Here is a 15,521-nt window from a genome sequence, read left to right on the forward strand (position 1 = left end):
GTCAGCCGCGCAGCCGTACCCGGTCCTCGCGCGCGGATGACGTGACGAAATCGATCACCGCGCGCACTGCCGGCAGGTCGACGAGATCCGGATGCGCCAGCAGAAAGAGATCGGCCACGCTGACGAGTTTTTGCGGCGCGACCCGCACCAGATCGGGATCGCCGGCGGCGACGAAGCAGGACAGCGCCGAGATGCCGAGGCCGGCCTTCGCGGCGGCCAGCATGTCGCCCTGCGACGAACAGCGCAGCACCACTGATCCCTGCCGGGTGATGAGATCGCTCCAGCGCGCCAGGCGTTCGTTCGAGGCCCGGTCGGCGAACCCAATCACGCTGTGCCCCTTCCATTCGTCGCGCCGCTCCGGCAGCCGTCGCCGCGCCGCATAGGCGCGCGAGGCGTAGAAGCCGGTGCCGAGCCGGCCGATCCTGCGGCCGATCAAATTCTCTTCGCCGCTGTCCACCGGACGCAGCACGACATCAGCCTCGCGGCGGCGCACGCTGGCCGGAAACGGATGGGTGATGATCTCGATCTGGATGTGGTCGTGCGCGCGCAGGAACGGGCCCAGCCGCGGCATCAGCCAGTGCGAGGCAAAGGTCGCCCCGATCGAGAGCTTGACCACGCCGCGGGCGTCCGCACCGGTCGCCGACACCGCGGCCTCGGCGCGCAACGCCGCCGCCGCCATGGCGTCGACATGCTCACGGAATTTGCGGCCCTGCGAGGTCAGCGACAGGCCTTCGTTGGAGCGCGCGAACAGGGGTATGCCGAGCTGGCCTTCCAGTTCGGCGATCTTGCGGCCGACCGTCGGATGGCTGGAACGGAGCTGGCGCGCCGCCGCGGCGAAGCTGCGGGTTTCGGCCACCGCGACGAAGGTCTTGCACAGGTCCCAGTCCATCGGCGATCAGGCCCATATGTTCATTACTGAATAGTCAGCTGTTCAATATTGAACGTCGGCGGCGGCCCGTCCAGCCCTATAATGCAGGGCGTAAGCAAGCCGGCTGGAGCGGAACCGCTCGCCGGCCTCGAAACCCAAAGGGAGGATTGAATGCCGTTGCCAGCGTCGCTTGCCAATTCGCTTGAACTGCCGGTGGTCGGCTCGCCGTTGTTCATCGTGTCCGGGCCGGAACTCGTGATCGCCCAGTGCAAGGCCGGGATCGTCGGATCGTTTCCAGCGCTGAACGCGCGGCCGGTCGAGAAGCTCGGCGAATGGCTTGATCGAATCGAGGACGAACTCGGTGAGTACAAGGCGCTGCACCCCACGAAGAAGGTCGCGCCCTATGCGGTCAACCAGATCTGCCACGCCTCCAACGACCGGCTAATGAAAGACATGGAAACCTGCGTCAAGCACCAGGTTCCGATCATCATCACCTCGCTGCGGCCGCCGCTGGAGATCGTCGAAGCCGCGCATTCCTATGGCGGCGTCGTGTTCCACGACGTGATCAACGTCAAGCATGCGCGCAAGGCCGCCGAACAGGGCGTCGACGGGCTCATTCTGGTCTGCGCCGGCGCCGGCGGGCATGCCGGTACGCTGTCGCCATTCGCGCTGCTGCGCGAGGTCAAGCAATGGTTCAAGGGCACCATCCTGCTGTCGGGCGCGATCTCCGACGGCTGGAGCATTGCCTCCGCGCTCGCGCTCGGCGCCGACCTCGCCTACATGGGCACCCGCTTCATCGCCACCGAAGAGGCCAATGCCGACCTCGCCTACAAGAAGGCGCTGACCGAGCACGCCGCCCATGACATCGTTTATTCGAACCTGTTCACCGGCGTGCACGGCAATTATCTCGGCCCCTCGATCGTGGCCGCCGGCCTCGATCCCGACAATCTGCCGGTCGCCGACAAGACCAAGATGAATTTCGGCTCCGGCGGCAATACCAAATCCAAGGCGTGGCGCGACATCTGGGGCTCGGGCCAGGGCATCGGCCAGATCAATGATGCGCCGCCGGTCGCCGAACTCGTCGCGCGCCTGAAAGCCGAATTCGACGACGCCGGCAGCGACTTTCTGAGAAGGGCGCGCGCTTAGGCGGCGCGCCCCCGGCTTCGACAACAATCAAAACAGAGGGATGGGAACGATGAGCGTGTCACGCACTGCATTGAGCATTGTGTTCGCAATGTTGGCGACCGCAGCCGTCGCCGCCGACGACAAGGGCGAAATCCGTATCGGCCAGACGCTGCCCTATAGCGGGCCGGTGTCCGGCTTCGGCGTCATCGGCCGCGCGCAGGAGGCCTATTTCGAGAAGGTCAACGCGGACGGCGGCATCAACGGCCGTAAGGTCAAGTTCATCACCCTCGACGACGCCTACTCGCCGCCCAAGACGGTGGAGCAGACCCGCAAGCTGGTCGAGCAGGAAGAAGTGCTTGTCATGTTCGGCTCGCTGGGTACCGCGACCAACAACGCCGTGCATCGCTACCTCAACAGCAAAAAGGTGCCGCAGCTGTTCGTGCTGAGCGGCGCCACCAAATGGGCCGACCCGAAGAATTACCCGTGGACCATGCCGGGCATGGCGACCTATCAATCCGAGGGCGTCGTCTATGCCAAATACATATTGCAGGCCAAGCCGGACGCGAAGATCGCCATCCTGGCGCAAAACGACGATTTCGGCCGCGACTATGTCGCCGGCTTCAAGCGCGCGCTGGGCGCGAAGGCTGCGACCATGATCGTCTCCGAGGCGAGCTATGAGACCAGCGCGCCGACCATCAGTTCGCAGCTCGCGACGCTGAAGGCCTCCGGCGCCAACGTGATGTTCGGCGTCGTGCTCGGGAAATTCACCTCGCAGATGATCAAGGGCGTCGCCGAACTCAACTGGAAGCCCGACCTGTTCTTTGTGCCGACATCGGCGTCATCGATCTCGTTCCTGGAGCCCGGCGGACTGGAAAACGCGGTCGGGCTGATTTCGTCGAGCAACCAGAAGGACACGATGGACGCTCAATGGGCCAATGACGCCGGCGTGAAGGAGTATTTCGCGTTCATGAAGCAGTATTTGCCCAATGCCGACCTCAACAATTCGAACTACGCGGCGGGCTACCATTATGCCAACCTGATGACTAAGGTGCTGACGGCCTGCAAGGACGATTTCAGCCGCGAGAACGTCATGCGCCAGGCGGCTTCGCTGCGCCAGGTTTCGCTGCCGCTGCTGTTGCCTGATATAACGGTGTCGACCGATGCCGAGGATTATCTGCCGTTCCAGCAATTGCGACTGCGGCGCTTCGACGGCAAGAGCTGGGTCGGTTTCGGCGACATTCTGGACGACCGATAAGGAGAAGCTGACGTCATCCTGAGGTGCGAGCGGAGCGAGCCTCGAAGGATGGGCCACGGGCGCTTCTCATCCTTCGAGGCGCGCAAGAGCGCGCACCTCAGGATGACGCGATAGATGCTTTAGGGAGACTGAAACAGTGATCATCGGCGGCGAACGGACCATCAGCTACCCCCAGATCCACGCCCGCATCGCACGCGCGGCGACGGGATTTCAAAGCCTCGGCCTTGGCGGCGGCACGCCGGTCGCCATGATGCTGCGCAATGATTTTGCGTTGTTCGAGGTTACCGGCGCAGCCGCCGCGCTCGGCAGCCCGGTGGTGCCGATCAACTGGCACCTGAAGGCCGAAGAGGTCGCCTATATCCTGGCCGACAGCGGCGCCCGGATTTTGGTCTGCCATGCGGACCTGTTGCCGCAAATCAGGGACGGGCTACCGGCTCATATCAGATTGCTGATCGTGACCACCCCGCCGGAGATCGCCGCGGCGTTCAACGTTGCGCCCGCGCTGACGCAAATCCCTGACGGCATGACCGACTGGGACGCCTGGCGCGACACCCATGCGCCATCGCAGCAGCCGCCGATCGGCAGCGCGCCGATGTTCTATACGTCTGGCACCACGGGCCTGCCCAAGGGCGTGCGGCGCAAGCCGATGAAGCCGGAGCAGCAGGCGGCCTCGGCGCGGGTCGGCAGTATTGCCTATGGGATCAAGCCGAACGAGGATCAGGTCGTCCTGATGAACGGACCGATGTATCATTCGGCGCCGAGTTCCTACGGCATGCTGGCGTTTCGCAACGGCTGCAAGATCGTGCTCGAACCGCGCTTCGACCCCGAGGACCTGTTGCGGCTCGTCCAGGAGCACCGCATCACCCACATGCATGCGGTGCCGACCATGTTCGTCCGCCTGCTGCGGCTGCCGAATGAGGTCAGACGTCGTTACGACGTCTCCTCGTTGCGCTTCGTCATCCACGGTGCGGCCCCGTGTCCGATCGAGGTCAAACGCGCGATGATCGAATGGTGGGGACTCGTCATCAACGAATATCTGGGATCGACCGAAACCGGCATCCCGGTTTGGCATTCGGCCGAGGAGGCTCTGGCAAAGCCCGGCACTGTCGGACGGACCATCGAGGGCGGCATCGTGAAGATCTTTCGGCCGGACGGCACGCGATGCGACATCGGCGAGCCCGGCGAAATCTTCATGCGGCAGGCGTCGGTGCCGGATTTCGACTACCACGGTAAGGCCGAGGCGCGCGCCGAGGCCGGGCGCGACGGTCTCGTCAGCGTCGGTGACGTCGGTTATCTCGACGAGGACGGTTATCTGTTCCTGTGCGATCGCAAACGCGACATGGTGATATCAGGCGGCGTCAACATCTATCCCGCCGAAATCGAGAACGCGCTGATCGGCATGGACGGCGTGCGCGACTGCGCGGTGTTCGGCATTCCCGACGACGAATTCGGCGAACGGCTGTTTGCCTGCATCGAGCCTGACACCAATGCCGCGCTATCGCCGGCGGCGGTGCAGGAATTCCTGCGCACCCGCCTCGCCAATTTCAAGGTGCCAAAGGACATCCAGTTCATGGACGCAATGCCGCGCGAGGCCACCGGCAAGATATTTAAACGCAAGCTGCGCGATCTCCATGCGGAGGGGCAACTGCGCGCCGCGGTGTAACCGGCCCCCCAGCGTCATTGCGAGCGCAGCGAAGCAATCCATCTCTCCGCACGAGGATAGATGGATTGCTTCGTCGCTACGCTCCTCGCAATGACGACTAATCGAACCGCGTTTGAAACGAACAACGTTTTAAGCAACGTTGCTGTTGCAAAACAGTCATCAGTTGGCGCAAAGATCACCGCACGTCACAAGCAGGGATCGAGCACATGCACGCCACCGACTTCATCGTCTCCCGCAACGATCTGCAGCAATGCAAGTCGATCGAAACGCAACTGCCTGACGCGGCCGCGTTGCCGGCCGACGCGCTGCTGGTGAAGGTGACGCGCTTTGCCTTCACCGCCAACAACATCACCTATGCCGTGATGGGCGATGCGTTGAAGTACTGGCAGCTGTTTCCTGCGCCAAAGGATTTTGGCAACATTCCGGTGTGGGGCTTTGGCGAGGTGATCGCCTCGAAGCATCCGAACGTCGCCGTGGGCGAAACCCTGTTCGGCTATTTCCCGATGGCAACGCATCTCGTGATCGAGGCCGCCGACGTCAGCAAGCGGGGCCTGCGCGACGGCGCCGCGCACCGGCAGGTCGCAGCTCCGGTCTACAACGCCTATGCCCGCGTCAGCGGCGATCCGGCGTTCACCGGCAAGCAGGGCGACTATCAGGCGCTGCTGCGGCCGCTGTTCATGCTGTCGTTCCTGGTCGACGACTTCCTCGCCGAAAATGATTTCTATGGCGCGCGCCGCGTGATGCTGTCGTCGGCCTCCAGCAAGACCGCGTACGGCCTCGCGCATCTCGTGCACGGGCGCGACGGCATCAAGGTAATCGGGCTGACCTCGGCTCCGAACGTCGCATTCGTCAAATCGCTCGGCTGCTACGACGAAGTCGTGACCTACGACGCGGTGACATCGCTTCCTGCGGATTCGCCGGTCGCTTATGTAGACATGGCCGGGAGCAGCGAGCTGCGTGAAAGGCTGCACCGGCATTTCGGCGACCAGATGAAATATTCCGGACGCGTCGGCCTCACCCACCGCAGCACGTCGCCCGAAGAGCCGGAATTGCCGGGCGCCAAGCCGAGCTGGTTCTTTGCGCCGGACCATATCCGCAAGCGCGCCAAGGAATGGGGACCGGGCGGCGTCGATACGCGCTTTGGTGCAGCGTGGGCCGGCTTCGCGCCGAAACTCGATCAATGGCTCACCGTGACCGAAGGCCGCGGACCGGCGGCGGTGCAACAGGTCTATCTCGACACCCTCAACGGCCGTGTGCCGCCGGACCAGGGGCATATCCTGTCGATTTAGAGATAACCGCTATCTCCTCGCGCCCTTTCTGTAGCGTCCCGAATGGGTATAGGTTCGCGGGAACAGGGAAACGCTGCATAGACGGCCGGTGACGAGAAACGCACATGCTCGACAGGACGGACGACATTTCGATAGCCGCCGACAACTGGCTGGCGCAGTTCGAAGAGGCGCTGGCGAAATCCGATAGCGGCCTGCTGAAGTCGCTGTTCCATGCCGACAGCCATTGGCGCGACGTGCTGGCGTTGAGCTGGAACATCCAGACCGTCAACGGCGCGGACGCGATCCTGAAAGAGCTGGGCGTGCACGCGCCGGCCGCTGGCCCTGTTGGATTTGCGGTCGATCCCGATCGCGCCGCCCCGCGCAAGGTGATGCGCGCCGGCACCAACGCGATCGAGGCGATCTTCAAGTTCGAGACAAGGGTCGGACGCGGCAGCGGCATCATCCGCCTGATCCCGGATGCCGCGAATGTCCTGAAGGCCTGGACGCTGCTGACCGAACTCGGCGAACTCAAGGGCTTTGAAGAGCAGATCGGCGTAGCGCGGCCGCGCGGCAACGCCTATTCGCGCGATTTCCGCGGCCCCAACTGGCTCGATCTGCGCAAGGCGTCTGCCGGCTATGCCGAACACGACCCCACCGTGCTGGTGATCGGCGGTGGACAATCCGGCCTCTCGATCGCGGCGCGGCTGAAGCAATTGAATGTCGATACACTGATCGTCGATCGCGAGAAGCGCATCGGCGACAACTGGCGCAAGCGCTACCACGCGCTGACGCTGCATAATCAAGTGCAGGTCAACCACCTGCCCTACATGTACTTCCCGCCGAACTGGCCGACTTACATCCCGAAGGACAAGCTCGCCAACTGGTTCGAGGCCTATGTCGAGGCCATGGAGCTGAACTTCTGGACCGAGACCGAGTTCGAGGGCGGCAGCTACGACGAGGTGACACAACGCTGGACCGTGACGCTGCGCCGCGCCGACGGCAGCAGGCGCACCATGCATCCGCGCCATGTCGTGCTGGCGACCGGCGTCAGCGGCATCCCGAGCCGGCCCGACATTGCCGGCCTGAAGGATTTTCGCGGCACTGTGATGCATTCCAGCCAGTATGACGATGGCGAGAACTGGAAGGGCAAACGCGCGATCGTGATCGGCACCGGCAACAGCGGCCACGACATCGCGCAGGATCTGCATTCCAGCGGCGCCGAGGTGACGCTGTTTCAGCGCTCATCGACGCTGGTCGTCAGCATCGAGCCCTCGGCGCAGCTGGTGTACGCGCCCTACAATGAGGGCACGCTCGAGGACAACGATCTGATCGCGACCTCGATGCCGCTGACGGTCGCGCGGAGGAGCCACGCGCTGACCACGGAGAAATCAAAGGAGCTCGACAAGGAGCTGCTTGAAGGACTGACGCGCGCGGGCTTCAAGCTCGATTTCGGCGAGGATAACACCGGCTGGCAGTTCAAATACCTCACCCGCGGCGGCGGTTATTATTTCAACGTCGGCTGCTCCGATCTGATCGTCAAAGGCGACATCGCCCTGAAGCAATTCGCCGATGTCGAGGGCTTTGTCGCCGATGGCGCTGACATGAAGGACGGCGAGACCATCGCCGCCGATCTCGTCGTGCTGGCGACCGGCTACAAGCGGCAGGAAGAGCTGGTGCGGCTATTGTTCGGCGAAGCCGTCATGAACCGCGTCGGCACCATCTGGGGCTTTGGCGACGGCCAGGAACTGCGCAACATGTACACCCGCACCGGCCAGCCCGGCCTGTGGTTCATCGCCGGCGGCCTCGCGCAATGCCGCATCGGATCGAAACATCTGGCGCTGCAGATCAAGGCGATCGAGGAAGGGTTGCTGCCGCGTGGTGCCAAGCCGGCGGCGGCCAGCGCGTGAATCCATCAACCAAACCAACGCCGTCATTCCGGGGCGTGCGAAGCACGAACTACGATGTGCAATTGCACATCGGAGAATCTCGAGATTCCGGGCCTGGTCCTTCGGACCATCCCGGAATGACAGCAACATTGGGGGAACAAACATGCCATCCATTCTGGGCTCCGGTGAGCATCGTTATCGCGTGGTGGAGAACTGGGCGAAGCTGCCCGATGGCTGGAGCCTCTCCGACGTCGCGTCCGTCGCGGTCGACAGTCGCGACCGCATCTACGTCTTCAACCGCGGCGCCCATCCGATGGTGGTGCTGGACCGCGAGGGGAATTTCCTCAGGAGCTGGGGCGAAGGGCTGTTCAACCGCGCCCATGGGCTGCACATCGACGCCGACGACAATCTCTATTGCACCGATGACGGCGACCACACCGTGCGCAAGTGCTCGGTCGATGGCAAGGTGCTGCTGACGATCGGCATCCCGAACCGGCCAAAGCCATATATGAGCGGCGAGCCGTTCCACCGCTGTACCCATACGGCGCTGTCGCCGAAGGGCGAGATCTATGTCTCGGATGGTTACGGCAATGCCTGCGTCCATAAGTACACGCCCGACGGCAAGCTGCTGAAGAGCTGGGGCGAGCCGGGCTCCGATCCCGGCCAGTTCAACATCGTCCACAACATCGCAACCGACGTGGACGGCTTCGTCTACGTCGCCGACCGCGAAAACCACCGCGTGCAGGTGTTCGACGGCAACGGCAAGTACGAGACCCAGTGGAACAATTTGCACCGCCCCTGCGCGCTGCATTGCTGCGGCGGCAGGCAGCCGCATTTCATCGTCGGCGAACTCGGCCCCGGCATGCCGGTCAACCTCAAGGTACCGAATCTCGGGCCGCGACTCTCCATCGTCGACGCCAAGGGCCAGCGGATCGCCCGGCTCGGCGGCGAGGACGGCCCGGGGATCGAGACCGGCAAATTCCTCGCGCCCCACGGCCTGGCGCTGGATTCCAGGGGCGACATCTATGTCGGCGAAGTCGGCGTCACCAACTGGAAGACCAGCTTTCCGGACACGCCGATGCCGGCAGAGGTCGGCGTCGGGCGCTGCCTGCAGAAGCTGGAGAAGGTTTAGCGCCGGCCGCGCGGCTCGGGGCTTGGCGCGCCCGATCACGATGGATTGACCGCGGATGCCCGCCCCTGGAGATGCCTTGGAGATGCCTTGGGGCCCTGCGGAACCGTGGCGATTCGTGGGCGGCATATGCTGGATAAGGCCCGGAACGCTCTTCACAATCCCGTCACGCTGCCTGTAGTATGCAGGGCGCATGCTGCTTCGCAGCTAACATGGGAGTCAGGAGCGTTTCTTGAACGCACACGTCTCGCAAGGCGGTTGGCCGGTACTCGTGCTGAATGCGGATTTCCGGCCGCTGAGTTACTACCCGCTGTCTCTCTGGTCGTGGCAGGACGCGATCAAGGCGGTGTTCCTCGACCGCGTCAACATCGTCGAGCATTACGACCGCGCGGTGCACAGCCCGAGCTTCGAGATCCAGCTGCCGAGCGTGGTGTCGCTCAAATCTTTCGTCAAGCCGACCACGCATCCCGCCTTCACCCGGTTCAACGTCTTCCTGCGCGACCGCTTCTGCTGCCAATATTGCCTGGCGCATGACGACCTCACCTTCGATCACATCATCCCGCGCAGCAAGGGCGGCCAGACCACCTGGGAGAACGTCGTCGCGGCCTGTTCGCCCTGCAATCTGCGCAAGGGCAATCTGACGCCGCAGCAGGCGCGGATGTTCCCAAGGCAACACCCGTTCGCGCCGACCGTCCATCAACTGCACCGCAACGGCCGCCTGTTCCCGCCGAACTATCTGCACGATAGCTGGCTCGACTATTTGTATTGGGATACCGAGCTCGATCCGTAGGATCTCGCGGTTTATTTCACAACGCTTCAAGCGCACGGCGCGATGGTGCCATCGGCAGCCATTCCGGGATACGGCGCTTCGCGATCCAATATGGTCGCCAGAGCGATTGCCAAGCGGCGCGGTCGAGCGGCGCCGTACCCCAGTCACGCCGCCCCATTTCGACCTGCGACAGGTCATGCCTGTGCAGCCACTGACGCGCCGCCCACCATAGCTCACGCGGCACCTCTGCGTTCCCAGCGGCATTGAGCTCGACGATATTTGGCAGCGGATCGCGATAACGCGAAGCAACGCGCAGCGTGGCAAAGCGCTCCCCGTCGCGCCGAACGCTCCAGAGCCGCGAGCGATTATGCGCGAGGTTGTAGCCATAGGTGTGCAGGCAATTCCGCATGGCGTCCGCTTCTTCGGCGATAGCGACGATGGTGTCCAAGGGCAGGAAATCATAACCGGCGACGCGACCGGTCCGGAGCCACATGTCGCTGATCGGCAGGCGACCGAGATTCACCTGCAATGCGATGAGCATTCGCCAGTCGTCTGCAGCCGCAAGGGCCGGACCGATGCGCATGTCCGGCGTCCACGGCTTGCCGATCAGCCCGTGCCCGTACGTTGCCGGCTGGCCGGAAAACCATGACCAGAGACTGATCAGCCGCAATCGGGCCGGATTCACACGCCGCGGCTCGCGGACAAGCTCGCGCGCGATCCACACCGCCACCGCCTCATGCGCGAGATCTGCAACATCAGCCACGACCTGCAGCCAAATCGGGGCGAGCTTGGGCGAGCGCGGAAAATGGTTCGCGATCTGCCGGCGAAACAGCTCACCGTCAGGCAATCTCCGGATCGGACGCGTGAGCGCCTCTGGCGGCACCTTTCGCAGCCACATCGGCACATCGGCCGCCACCGCCGCCTCAGCCAGACCGAGGCCATCGACGACGTGCGCGAGCGCCGGCGCGGGATCGAGCCCGGGCCGCGGGACGGCCAGCGCGAAGAGAAGCGCGGGAAAGCTCGCGGCAAGGTCCGCAATGCGCGAGTGCCGCATTGCCAGAACACGCACCTCTCCCTGGAACCGGGGATGATATCTCCGGAGCCGACGTTCAAGCAGGTCGGAGCGCGCCGCCTCCCGGCGAGGGGCCAGCAACAGATTCGAGGTCATGACAACAATTCCGCAGCGCGGACTCAGAGGTCCGCAGCCAAGATTCGATCGCGTTGAGGATTTGGATATTTCACCCGGGGTTTGAATCCCGGGACGCGCGTCAAATATCGCGTATCGAACCCGGGAAGCGCGCAGACGTAAACATGGTCGCCTCCATCGATGGCGTTGCGGAGCCGTCCCAATAGCCAGTTTTCCGCCGATGCGCAACCCGGGAATGCATCCTGCCGGCAGTTCACCTGACGCCCGGCTGGCGTAGGCCTTCCTCACCTCTCGCCCCTCAACCTGTCCGCCATCCGCTCGGCGATCGCGACCGTCGTCAGATGGGTATTGGCGCGCGGGACTTCCGGCATGATGGAGGCGTCGATGACGCGCAGGCCTGTGCAACCGAGCACGCGGCATTCGGGATCAACTACCGAGCGAGGGTCGTCGGGCGCGCCCATGCGGCAGGTGCCGCTGGCGTGCTGGGCGTCGCTGCACTCAGTGAACAGCCAGTCGTCCAGCTCAGTGGCGCCGAGCGCCTCGTCCATCGAGCGTCCGGTGGCGCCGTATTCGACGCGGTGGGCAATGTCGGTGATGGCGGGCTGCAGGCAGATCTCGCGCAGGCGGCGCACGCCGTCGCGCATACGAATGAGATCGCTGCGGTCGGACAGCATGCGCTCCTCCACCGCCGGATCGATGGTCGGATCCGGCGTGGTGATGCGGACGTGGCCCTGGCTGAACGCCTGATAGACCGACACCGCGATGCGGCCGCGTGCGGTGCTGGCCGTCTGATTGACGTCGCGGGCGAGGTTGCCGGCGATCATGATCATGTCGTTCTCACCTGATCCTTCGAGGCCGGAGCTGTAGCGCAGGCAGCAATTGGTGTGCCGGTGCATCAGCGTGTTGACCTGGCCGTGCTCGCGCAGATGCAGCAGCGCATCCATGATCGGATGATCGAGCAGGTTTTCGCCGACCGGCAGGTCGGCCAGAACAGGGATGCCCAACCCTCCCAGCAATGCCGCGGGGCCGATGCCGGAGCGCTGCAGAATGGCGGGAGAGTGAATGGCACCGGCGCAGAGGATCACCTCATGCTTCGCCGTGGGTGCACATGATTTGCCGCCGATGCGCACCCGGACCGCGCGGGCGTGGAGCCGGTTGCCTTCGAACTCGATTCCTTCGACCAGGGCATCGCCGACAATCCGCAAATTCTCGCGGCCGCGCGCCGGCTCGAGGTAGCCGTCATTGGTGGAGACGCGGCGGCCGGCCTCGCTGTTGATGGCGTAAGGCGAGACGCCGGTGCCATCAGGCGCGTTGTGGTCGTCGCACCAGCCATAGCCGAGGCCGAGCGCGGATGCGCGCAGTGCGCGGTCGACGTTGCCCCAGTCCGGCACCGGCGCGCGATACACCGGGATCGGGCCGCGATCGCCGTGATAGGGCGCGTCCGGAAAGTTCTTGTCGGTCTCGAGCTTGCAGAACCAGGGCAGCATCGCGTCCCAGCCCCAGCCCTCGCAGCCACTTGCCTCCCAGCGGTCGAGATCGTCGGGCATCGCGCGAATCGCGATCTGGCCGTTGATCGTGGAACTGCCGCCCATGGCGCGGCCGCGCCACAGCAGGCGGGGCGCCTGCCGCTCGGTTCGCCTGGCCAAGAGCTTCGGCCAGCGGAAATTGTCATCGCCGATGGCGCGCATCGGGTTCGGGATCTGGATGTGCTCCGGCGTGTCTGATGTGCGCATGTCCTGCCCGGCTTCGAGCAGAAGCACGCGATGCGCAGGATCTTCGCTGAGGCGCGCGGCCAGCGTGGCGCCGGCGGAGCCGCCGCCGATGATGATGGTGTCGTACTCGGAATCAATCATGCGGGGACGTATTTCTGGATGCGCCAGTTCAGCGTGTCGGCGACGAAAACCTCGTCGCGCGGGCTGACCGCGATGTAATGGGCTTCGCCGTACTTGCCGGCTGTTTTGCCCTGCCCCGCACCTTCTATCATCCCGACTACCTTGCCGTTGAGATCGAGCTTCATGATCTGGCCGGTGTGACCGGCCGCCAGCCAGATGTGCTGGTCTTCGCCCATGAACAACCCGCACGGCGCGCCGGGATGCCGGGACTCCCTGACGTAAGTGCCGTCGGCGTCGAACACCTGGATGCGCTCGTTCTTGCGGTCAGCGATGTAGAGCAGCCCCTGCGCGTCGAACACGAGGGAATGCGGCAGGTCGAATTGGCCCGGCCCCCTGCCCTTCTTGCCCCAGGTCTTGATGAAGTTGCCGTCCGCGTCGAACTTCAGCACGCAGGACTCGCCCTTGCCGTGCCCCTGCAGCACAAAGATGTCGCCGGTCGGCCCGACCACGGCCTCGTTCGGCTCGGTGAACAGCCGCAGATGCCCGAACGGATGCCACTCGCCGGTGTGGCCTTTGACGCCCAGCACCATCTCCAGCCGCCCTGATGGATCGAACTTGTAGACCAGATTCGCGGCAACATCCGTCGCCCAGATATTATCCTGCGCGTCGATCCGCAGGCCGTGCGAGCGTTCGAACATGCCCTCGCCGAAGCCGCGGATGAAATGGCCGTCGGGGTCGAATTCCATCAGCGGCAGCAGCCCGCGATGGATGACGAAGATGTGGCCTTTGGAATTGAAGGCGACGCCCGACGTGCCGCGGAAATTCATGCCCGGCGGCAGCTTGAACGATTCGGCAACCGCGACGTAGGGAAGTGGTGGAAATTCCATTCTCGCCGCCCCTCATGCCAAACGTTCGTGCACTCCTTACGCCAACGACATATTCAGCGGCGGTGCGACGTTGTCCGGCAGCGGGTTGACATAGGGCGTGCGGGCGGTGCGCTTCTTGAGGTCCGCCTTCGCCGCAGCGATCAGCGCAGGGTCGCCCAGCGCCTGGACGCCGAGCGCCGCCATCGCCTTGGCTGCCTGCACCATGGCCTTGTGGGCATGCGGGCTCTTGCCCTGGGCCACGATCTGCCAGGTGTGAAACGGCGTGCCGATGGCGACCGTGGGCGCATGGACCTGTACGGTCGGGACCACCCAGCTGACGTCGCCGACATCGGTCGAGCCGATCTGCGGATTGCGCTTGGCATCCAGCGGCACGATGAAATCGGCGAGCGGCCGGTCGGTCGGATCCATGCCGATCGAATGATAGACCGAGGCGATGTCGTTCTCGGTCAGGGTGGCGCGGATTTTTGCGGCGAATTCGTTGTCGGCCGCGTCGAAATGCGGGGGACCGAGTTCTTCCATGATCCGGTGCAGGGTTTGTTCGAGCGGGGTGTTGTCCAGAACGTTGGAGACGGCGGAGATGATCTTCATCTCCACACTGGTCTCGGTCATCAGGGCAGCACCCTGCGCGATCTTGTGAACGCGCGCCACCAACGCGCTCATCCCGGGCAGGTCGCGGTCGCGGATCGAATAGCGCACGCGGGCGTGGGCCTGCACCACATTGGGCGCGATGCCGCCGGTGTCGAGCAGCGCGTAATGCACACGGGCTTCGCTCGGCATGTGCTCGCGCATGTAGTTGACGCCGACATTCATCAATTCCACGGCGTCGAGCGCGCTGCGGCCGAGATGCGGCGAGACCGCGGCGTGCGAGGCGCGGCCGGTGAAGATGAAATCGGCGCGCGTATTGGCGAGCGACGGCGTCACTGACACTTCCCAGAAACTGTTGGGGTGCCAGGTGATGGCGATGTCGGCATCATCGAAGGCGCCAGAACGCACCATGAAGGTTTTCGCCGCACCACCCTCCTCGGCGGGGCAGCCGTAATAGCGCACGCGGCCTGGCGTCTTGCTCGCGGCAAGCCAATCCTTCACGGCGGTGGCGGCGAGCAGCGCCGCCGAGCCCAGGAGATTGTGGCCGCAGCCATGGCCATGGCCGCCGGCCTCGATGGGGCGATGTTCCGCGACGCCCGCCTCCTGGCTGAGACCGGGCAGCGCATCATATTCGCCAAGGAAGGCGATGACCGGACCGCCCTCGCCCCATTCGCCCATCAGGGCGGTGGGAATATCGGCGACATTCTCGCTGATGCGGAAACCCTGATGGCGCAGTTCGGCCAGATGTTCGGCCGCCGAGCGTGCCTCGGTGTAGCAGACCTCGGGCATCGCCCAGACCCTGTCGGCCAAATCGATGAAGCGCGGCTTGATGACGTCAATGCCCCGCCAGATGTCGCTGCGATTGTCCATGCTACGGTCCCCGATCGTTGTTTGGATGAATCGTATCAGCTTCGCCTGACCCGGCCTAGCGCCGGGCGGGTGACCTGCCATGCGGCCGACGCGATGGATATGCGCCTGCGACCTCGCGGCGCGACGCGCCCGAGCTTTGCCAGAAATTCCTTGCCCCCGAAATGAGAGGGCGCAGGGAAGACCGGGTGCGCGCTGCACCCGCGGTCTCGCGTGCGGTTTGCACAAAACAAAGTGCAC

At 64.4% G+C, this 15,521-nt stretch carries 12 protein-coding genes; 7 read left to right on the forward strand and 5 right to left on the reverse strand.

The window, feature by feature from the left end:
- Position 1: 1 nt before the first annotated feature.
- Entirely contained in the window at positions 2-889 is an 888-nt protein-coding gene (locus tag JQ629_RS29715; protein ID WP_212415631.1) for a LysR family transcriptional regulator, read from the reverse strand.
- Positions 890-1,039: 150 nt separating this feature from the next.
- Here JQ629_RS29715 and JQ629_RS29720 point away from each other — a divergent pair, with 150 nt between their 5' ends.
- The 7 genes from JQ629_RS29720 to JQ629_RS29750 all read left to right on the forward strand — a co-directional run bounded on the left by JQ629_RS29720 (position 1,040) and on the right by JQ629_RS29750 (position 9,984).
- A complete protein-coding gene (locus tag JQ629_RS29720; RefSeq protein ID WP_212415632.1) occupies positions 1,040-2,014 on the forward strand; it encodes an NAD(P)H-dependent flavin oxidoreductase in 975 nt (324 codons plus the stop codon).
- An 88-nt stretch (positions 2,015-2,102) separates the two neighbouring features.
- Positions 2,103-3,248: an ABC transporter substrate-binding protein gene (locus tag JQ629_RS29725; protein ID WP_249135366.1), complete on the forward strand. Its 1,146-nt coding sequence runs from the start codon at positions 2,103-2,105 to the stop codon at positions 3,246-3,248.
- Between the two features lie 136 nt (positions 3,249-3,384).
- Positions 3,385-4,911 (forward strand): acyl-CoA synthetase, encoded by a 1,527-nt coding sequence (locus tag JQ629_RS29730; protein WP_212415634.1) that lies wholly within the window; start codon positions 3,385-3,387, stop codon positions 4,909-4,911.
- A gap of 206 nt (positions 4,912-5,117) precedes the next feature.
- Positions 5,118-6,200: a DUF2855 family protein gene (locus JQ629_RS29735; RefSeq protein WP_212415635.1), complete on the forward strand. Its 1,083-nt coding sequence runs from the start codon at positions 5,118-5,120 to the stop codon at positions 6,198-6,200.
- A 104-nt stretch (positions 6,201-6,304) separates the two neighbouring features.
- Positions 6,305-8,086, forward strand: coding sequence for a flavin-containing monooxygenase (locus JQ629_RS29740; protein WP_212415636.1), 1,782 nt, complete (start codon positions 6,305-6,307; stop codon positions 8,084-8,086).
- Between the two features lie 142 nt (positions 8,087-8,228).
- Positions 8,229-9,197: a peptidyl-alpha-hydroxyglycine alpha-amidating lyase family protein gene (locus JQ629_RS29745; protein WP_212415637.1), complete on the forward strand. Its 969-nt coding sequence runs from the start codon at positions 8,229-8,231 to the stop codon at positions 9,195-9,197.
- 229 nt (positions 9,198-9,426) lie between these two features.
- Complete coding sequence (locus JQ629_RS29750; RefSeq protein ID WP_192738334.1) at positions 9,427-9,984, forward strand: HNH endonuclease; 558 nt, start codon at positions 9,427-9,429, stop codon at positions 9,982-9,984.
- Positions 9,985-10,000: 16 nt separating this feature from the next.
- On the opposite strand, the gene JQ629_RS29755 is transcribed toward JQ629_RS29750, so the two are convergent.
- The 4 genes from JQ629_RS29755 to JQ629_RS29770 all read right to left on the reverse strand — a co-directional run bounded on the left by JQ629_RS29755 (position 10,001) and on the right by JQ629_RS29770 (position 15,284).
- Entirely contained in the window at positions 10,001-11,131 is a 1,131-nt protein-coding gene (locus JQ629_RS29755) for a hypothetical protein (protein WP_212415638.1), read from the reverse strand.
- Between the two features lie 263 nt (positions 11,132-11,394).
- The gene (locus tag JQ629_RS29760) at positions 11,395-12,963 is read right to left on the reverse strand and encodes a GMC family oxidoreductase (protein WP_212415639.1); all 1,569 of its coding nucleotides are present in this window, start codon (positions 12,961-12,963) and stop codon (positions 11,395-11,397) included.
- Positions 12,960-13,829 carry a peptidyl-alpha-hydroxyglycine alpha-amidating lyase family protein gene (locus JQ629_RS29765; protein ID WP_212415640.1) on the reverse strand — a complete coding sequence of 290 codons (870 nt, stop codon included), beginning with the start codon at positions 13,827-13,829 and terminating at the stop codon, positions 12,960-12,962. The genes JQ629_RS29760 and JQ629_RS29765 overlap by 4 nt, the downstream gene beginning before the upstream one ends.
- Positions 13,830-13,865: 36 nt before the next feature.
- Entirely contained in the window at positions 13,866-15,284 is a 1,419-nt protein-coding gene (locus JQ629_RS29770) for a M20 family metallopeptidase (protein ID WP_212415641.1), read from the reverse strand.
- Positions 15,285-15,521 lie beyond the last annotated feature (237 nt).

This window comes from Bradyrhizobium sp. AUGA SZCCT0222 (assembly GCF_018130205.1).
In the GTDB taxonomy this organism is placed as follows: Bacteria; Pseudomonadota; Alphaproteobacteria; order Rhizobiales; family Xanthobacteraceae; genus Bradyrhizobium.

What these genes read in the sequence shown, in the direction of transcription:
- JQ629_RS29715 (WP_212415631.1), bottom strand. Translation starts at nt 889, where the DNA reads ATGGACTGGGACCTGTGCAAGACCTTCGTCGCGGTGGCCGAAACCCGC.
- JQ629_RS29720 (WP_212415632.1), top strand. Translation starts at nt 1,040, where the DNA reads ATGCCGTTGCCAGCGTCGCTTGCCAATTCGCTTGAACTGCCGGTGGTC.
- JQ629_RS29725 (WP_249135366.1), top strand. Translation starts at nt 2,103, where the DNA reads ATGTTGGCGACCGCAGCCGTCGCCGCCGACGACAAGGGCGAAATCCGT.
- JQ629_RS29735 (WP_212415635.1), top strand. Translation starts at nt 5,118, where the DNA reads ATGCACGCCACCGACTTCATCGTCTCCCGCAACGATCTGCAGCAATGC.
- JQ629_RS29740 (WP_212415636.1), top strand. Translation starts at nt 6,305, where the DNA reads ATGCTCGACAGGACGGACGACATTTCGATAGCCGCCGACAACTGGCTG.
- JQ629_RS29745 (WP_212415637.1), top strand. Translation starts at nt 8,229, where the DNA reads ATGCCATCCATTCTGGGCTCCGGTGAGCATCGTTATCGCGTGGTGGAG.
- JQ629_RS29755 (WP_212415638.1), bottom strand. Translation starts at nt 11,131, where the DNA reads ATGACCTCGAATCTGTTGCTGGCCCCTCGCCGGGAGGCGGCGCGCTCC.
- JQ629_RS29760 (WP_212415639.1), bottom strand. Translation starts at nt 12,963, where the DNA reads ATGATTGATTCCGAGTACGACACCATCATCATCGGCGGCGGCTCCGCC.
- JQ629_RS29765 (WP_212415640.1), bottom strand. Translation starts at nt 13,829, where the DNA reads ATGGAATTTCCACCACTTCCCTACGTCGCGGTTGCCGAATCGTTCAAG.
- JQ629_RS29770 (WP_212415641.1), bottom strand. Translation starts at nt 15,284, where the DNA reads ATGGACAATCGCAGCGACATCTGGCGGGGCATTGACGTCATCAAGCCG.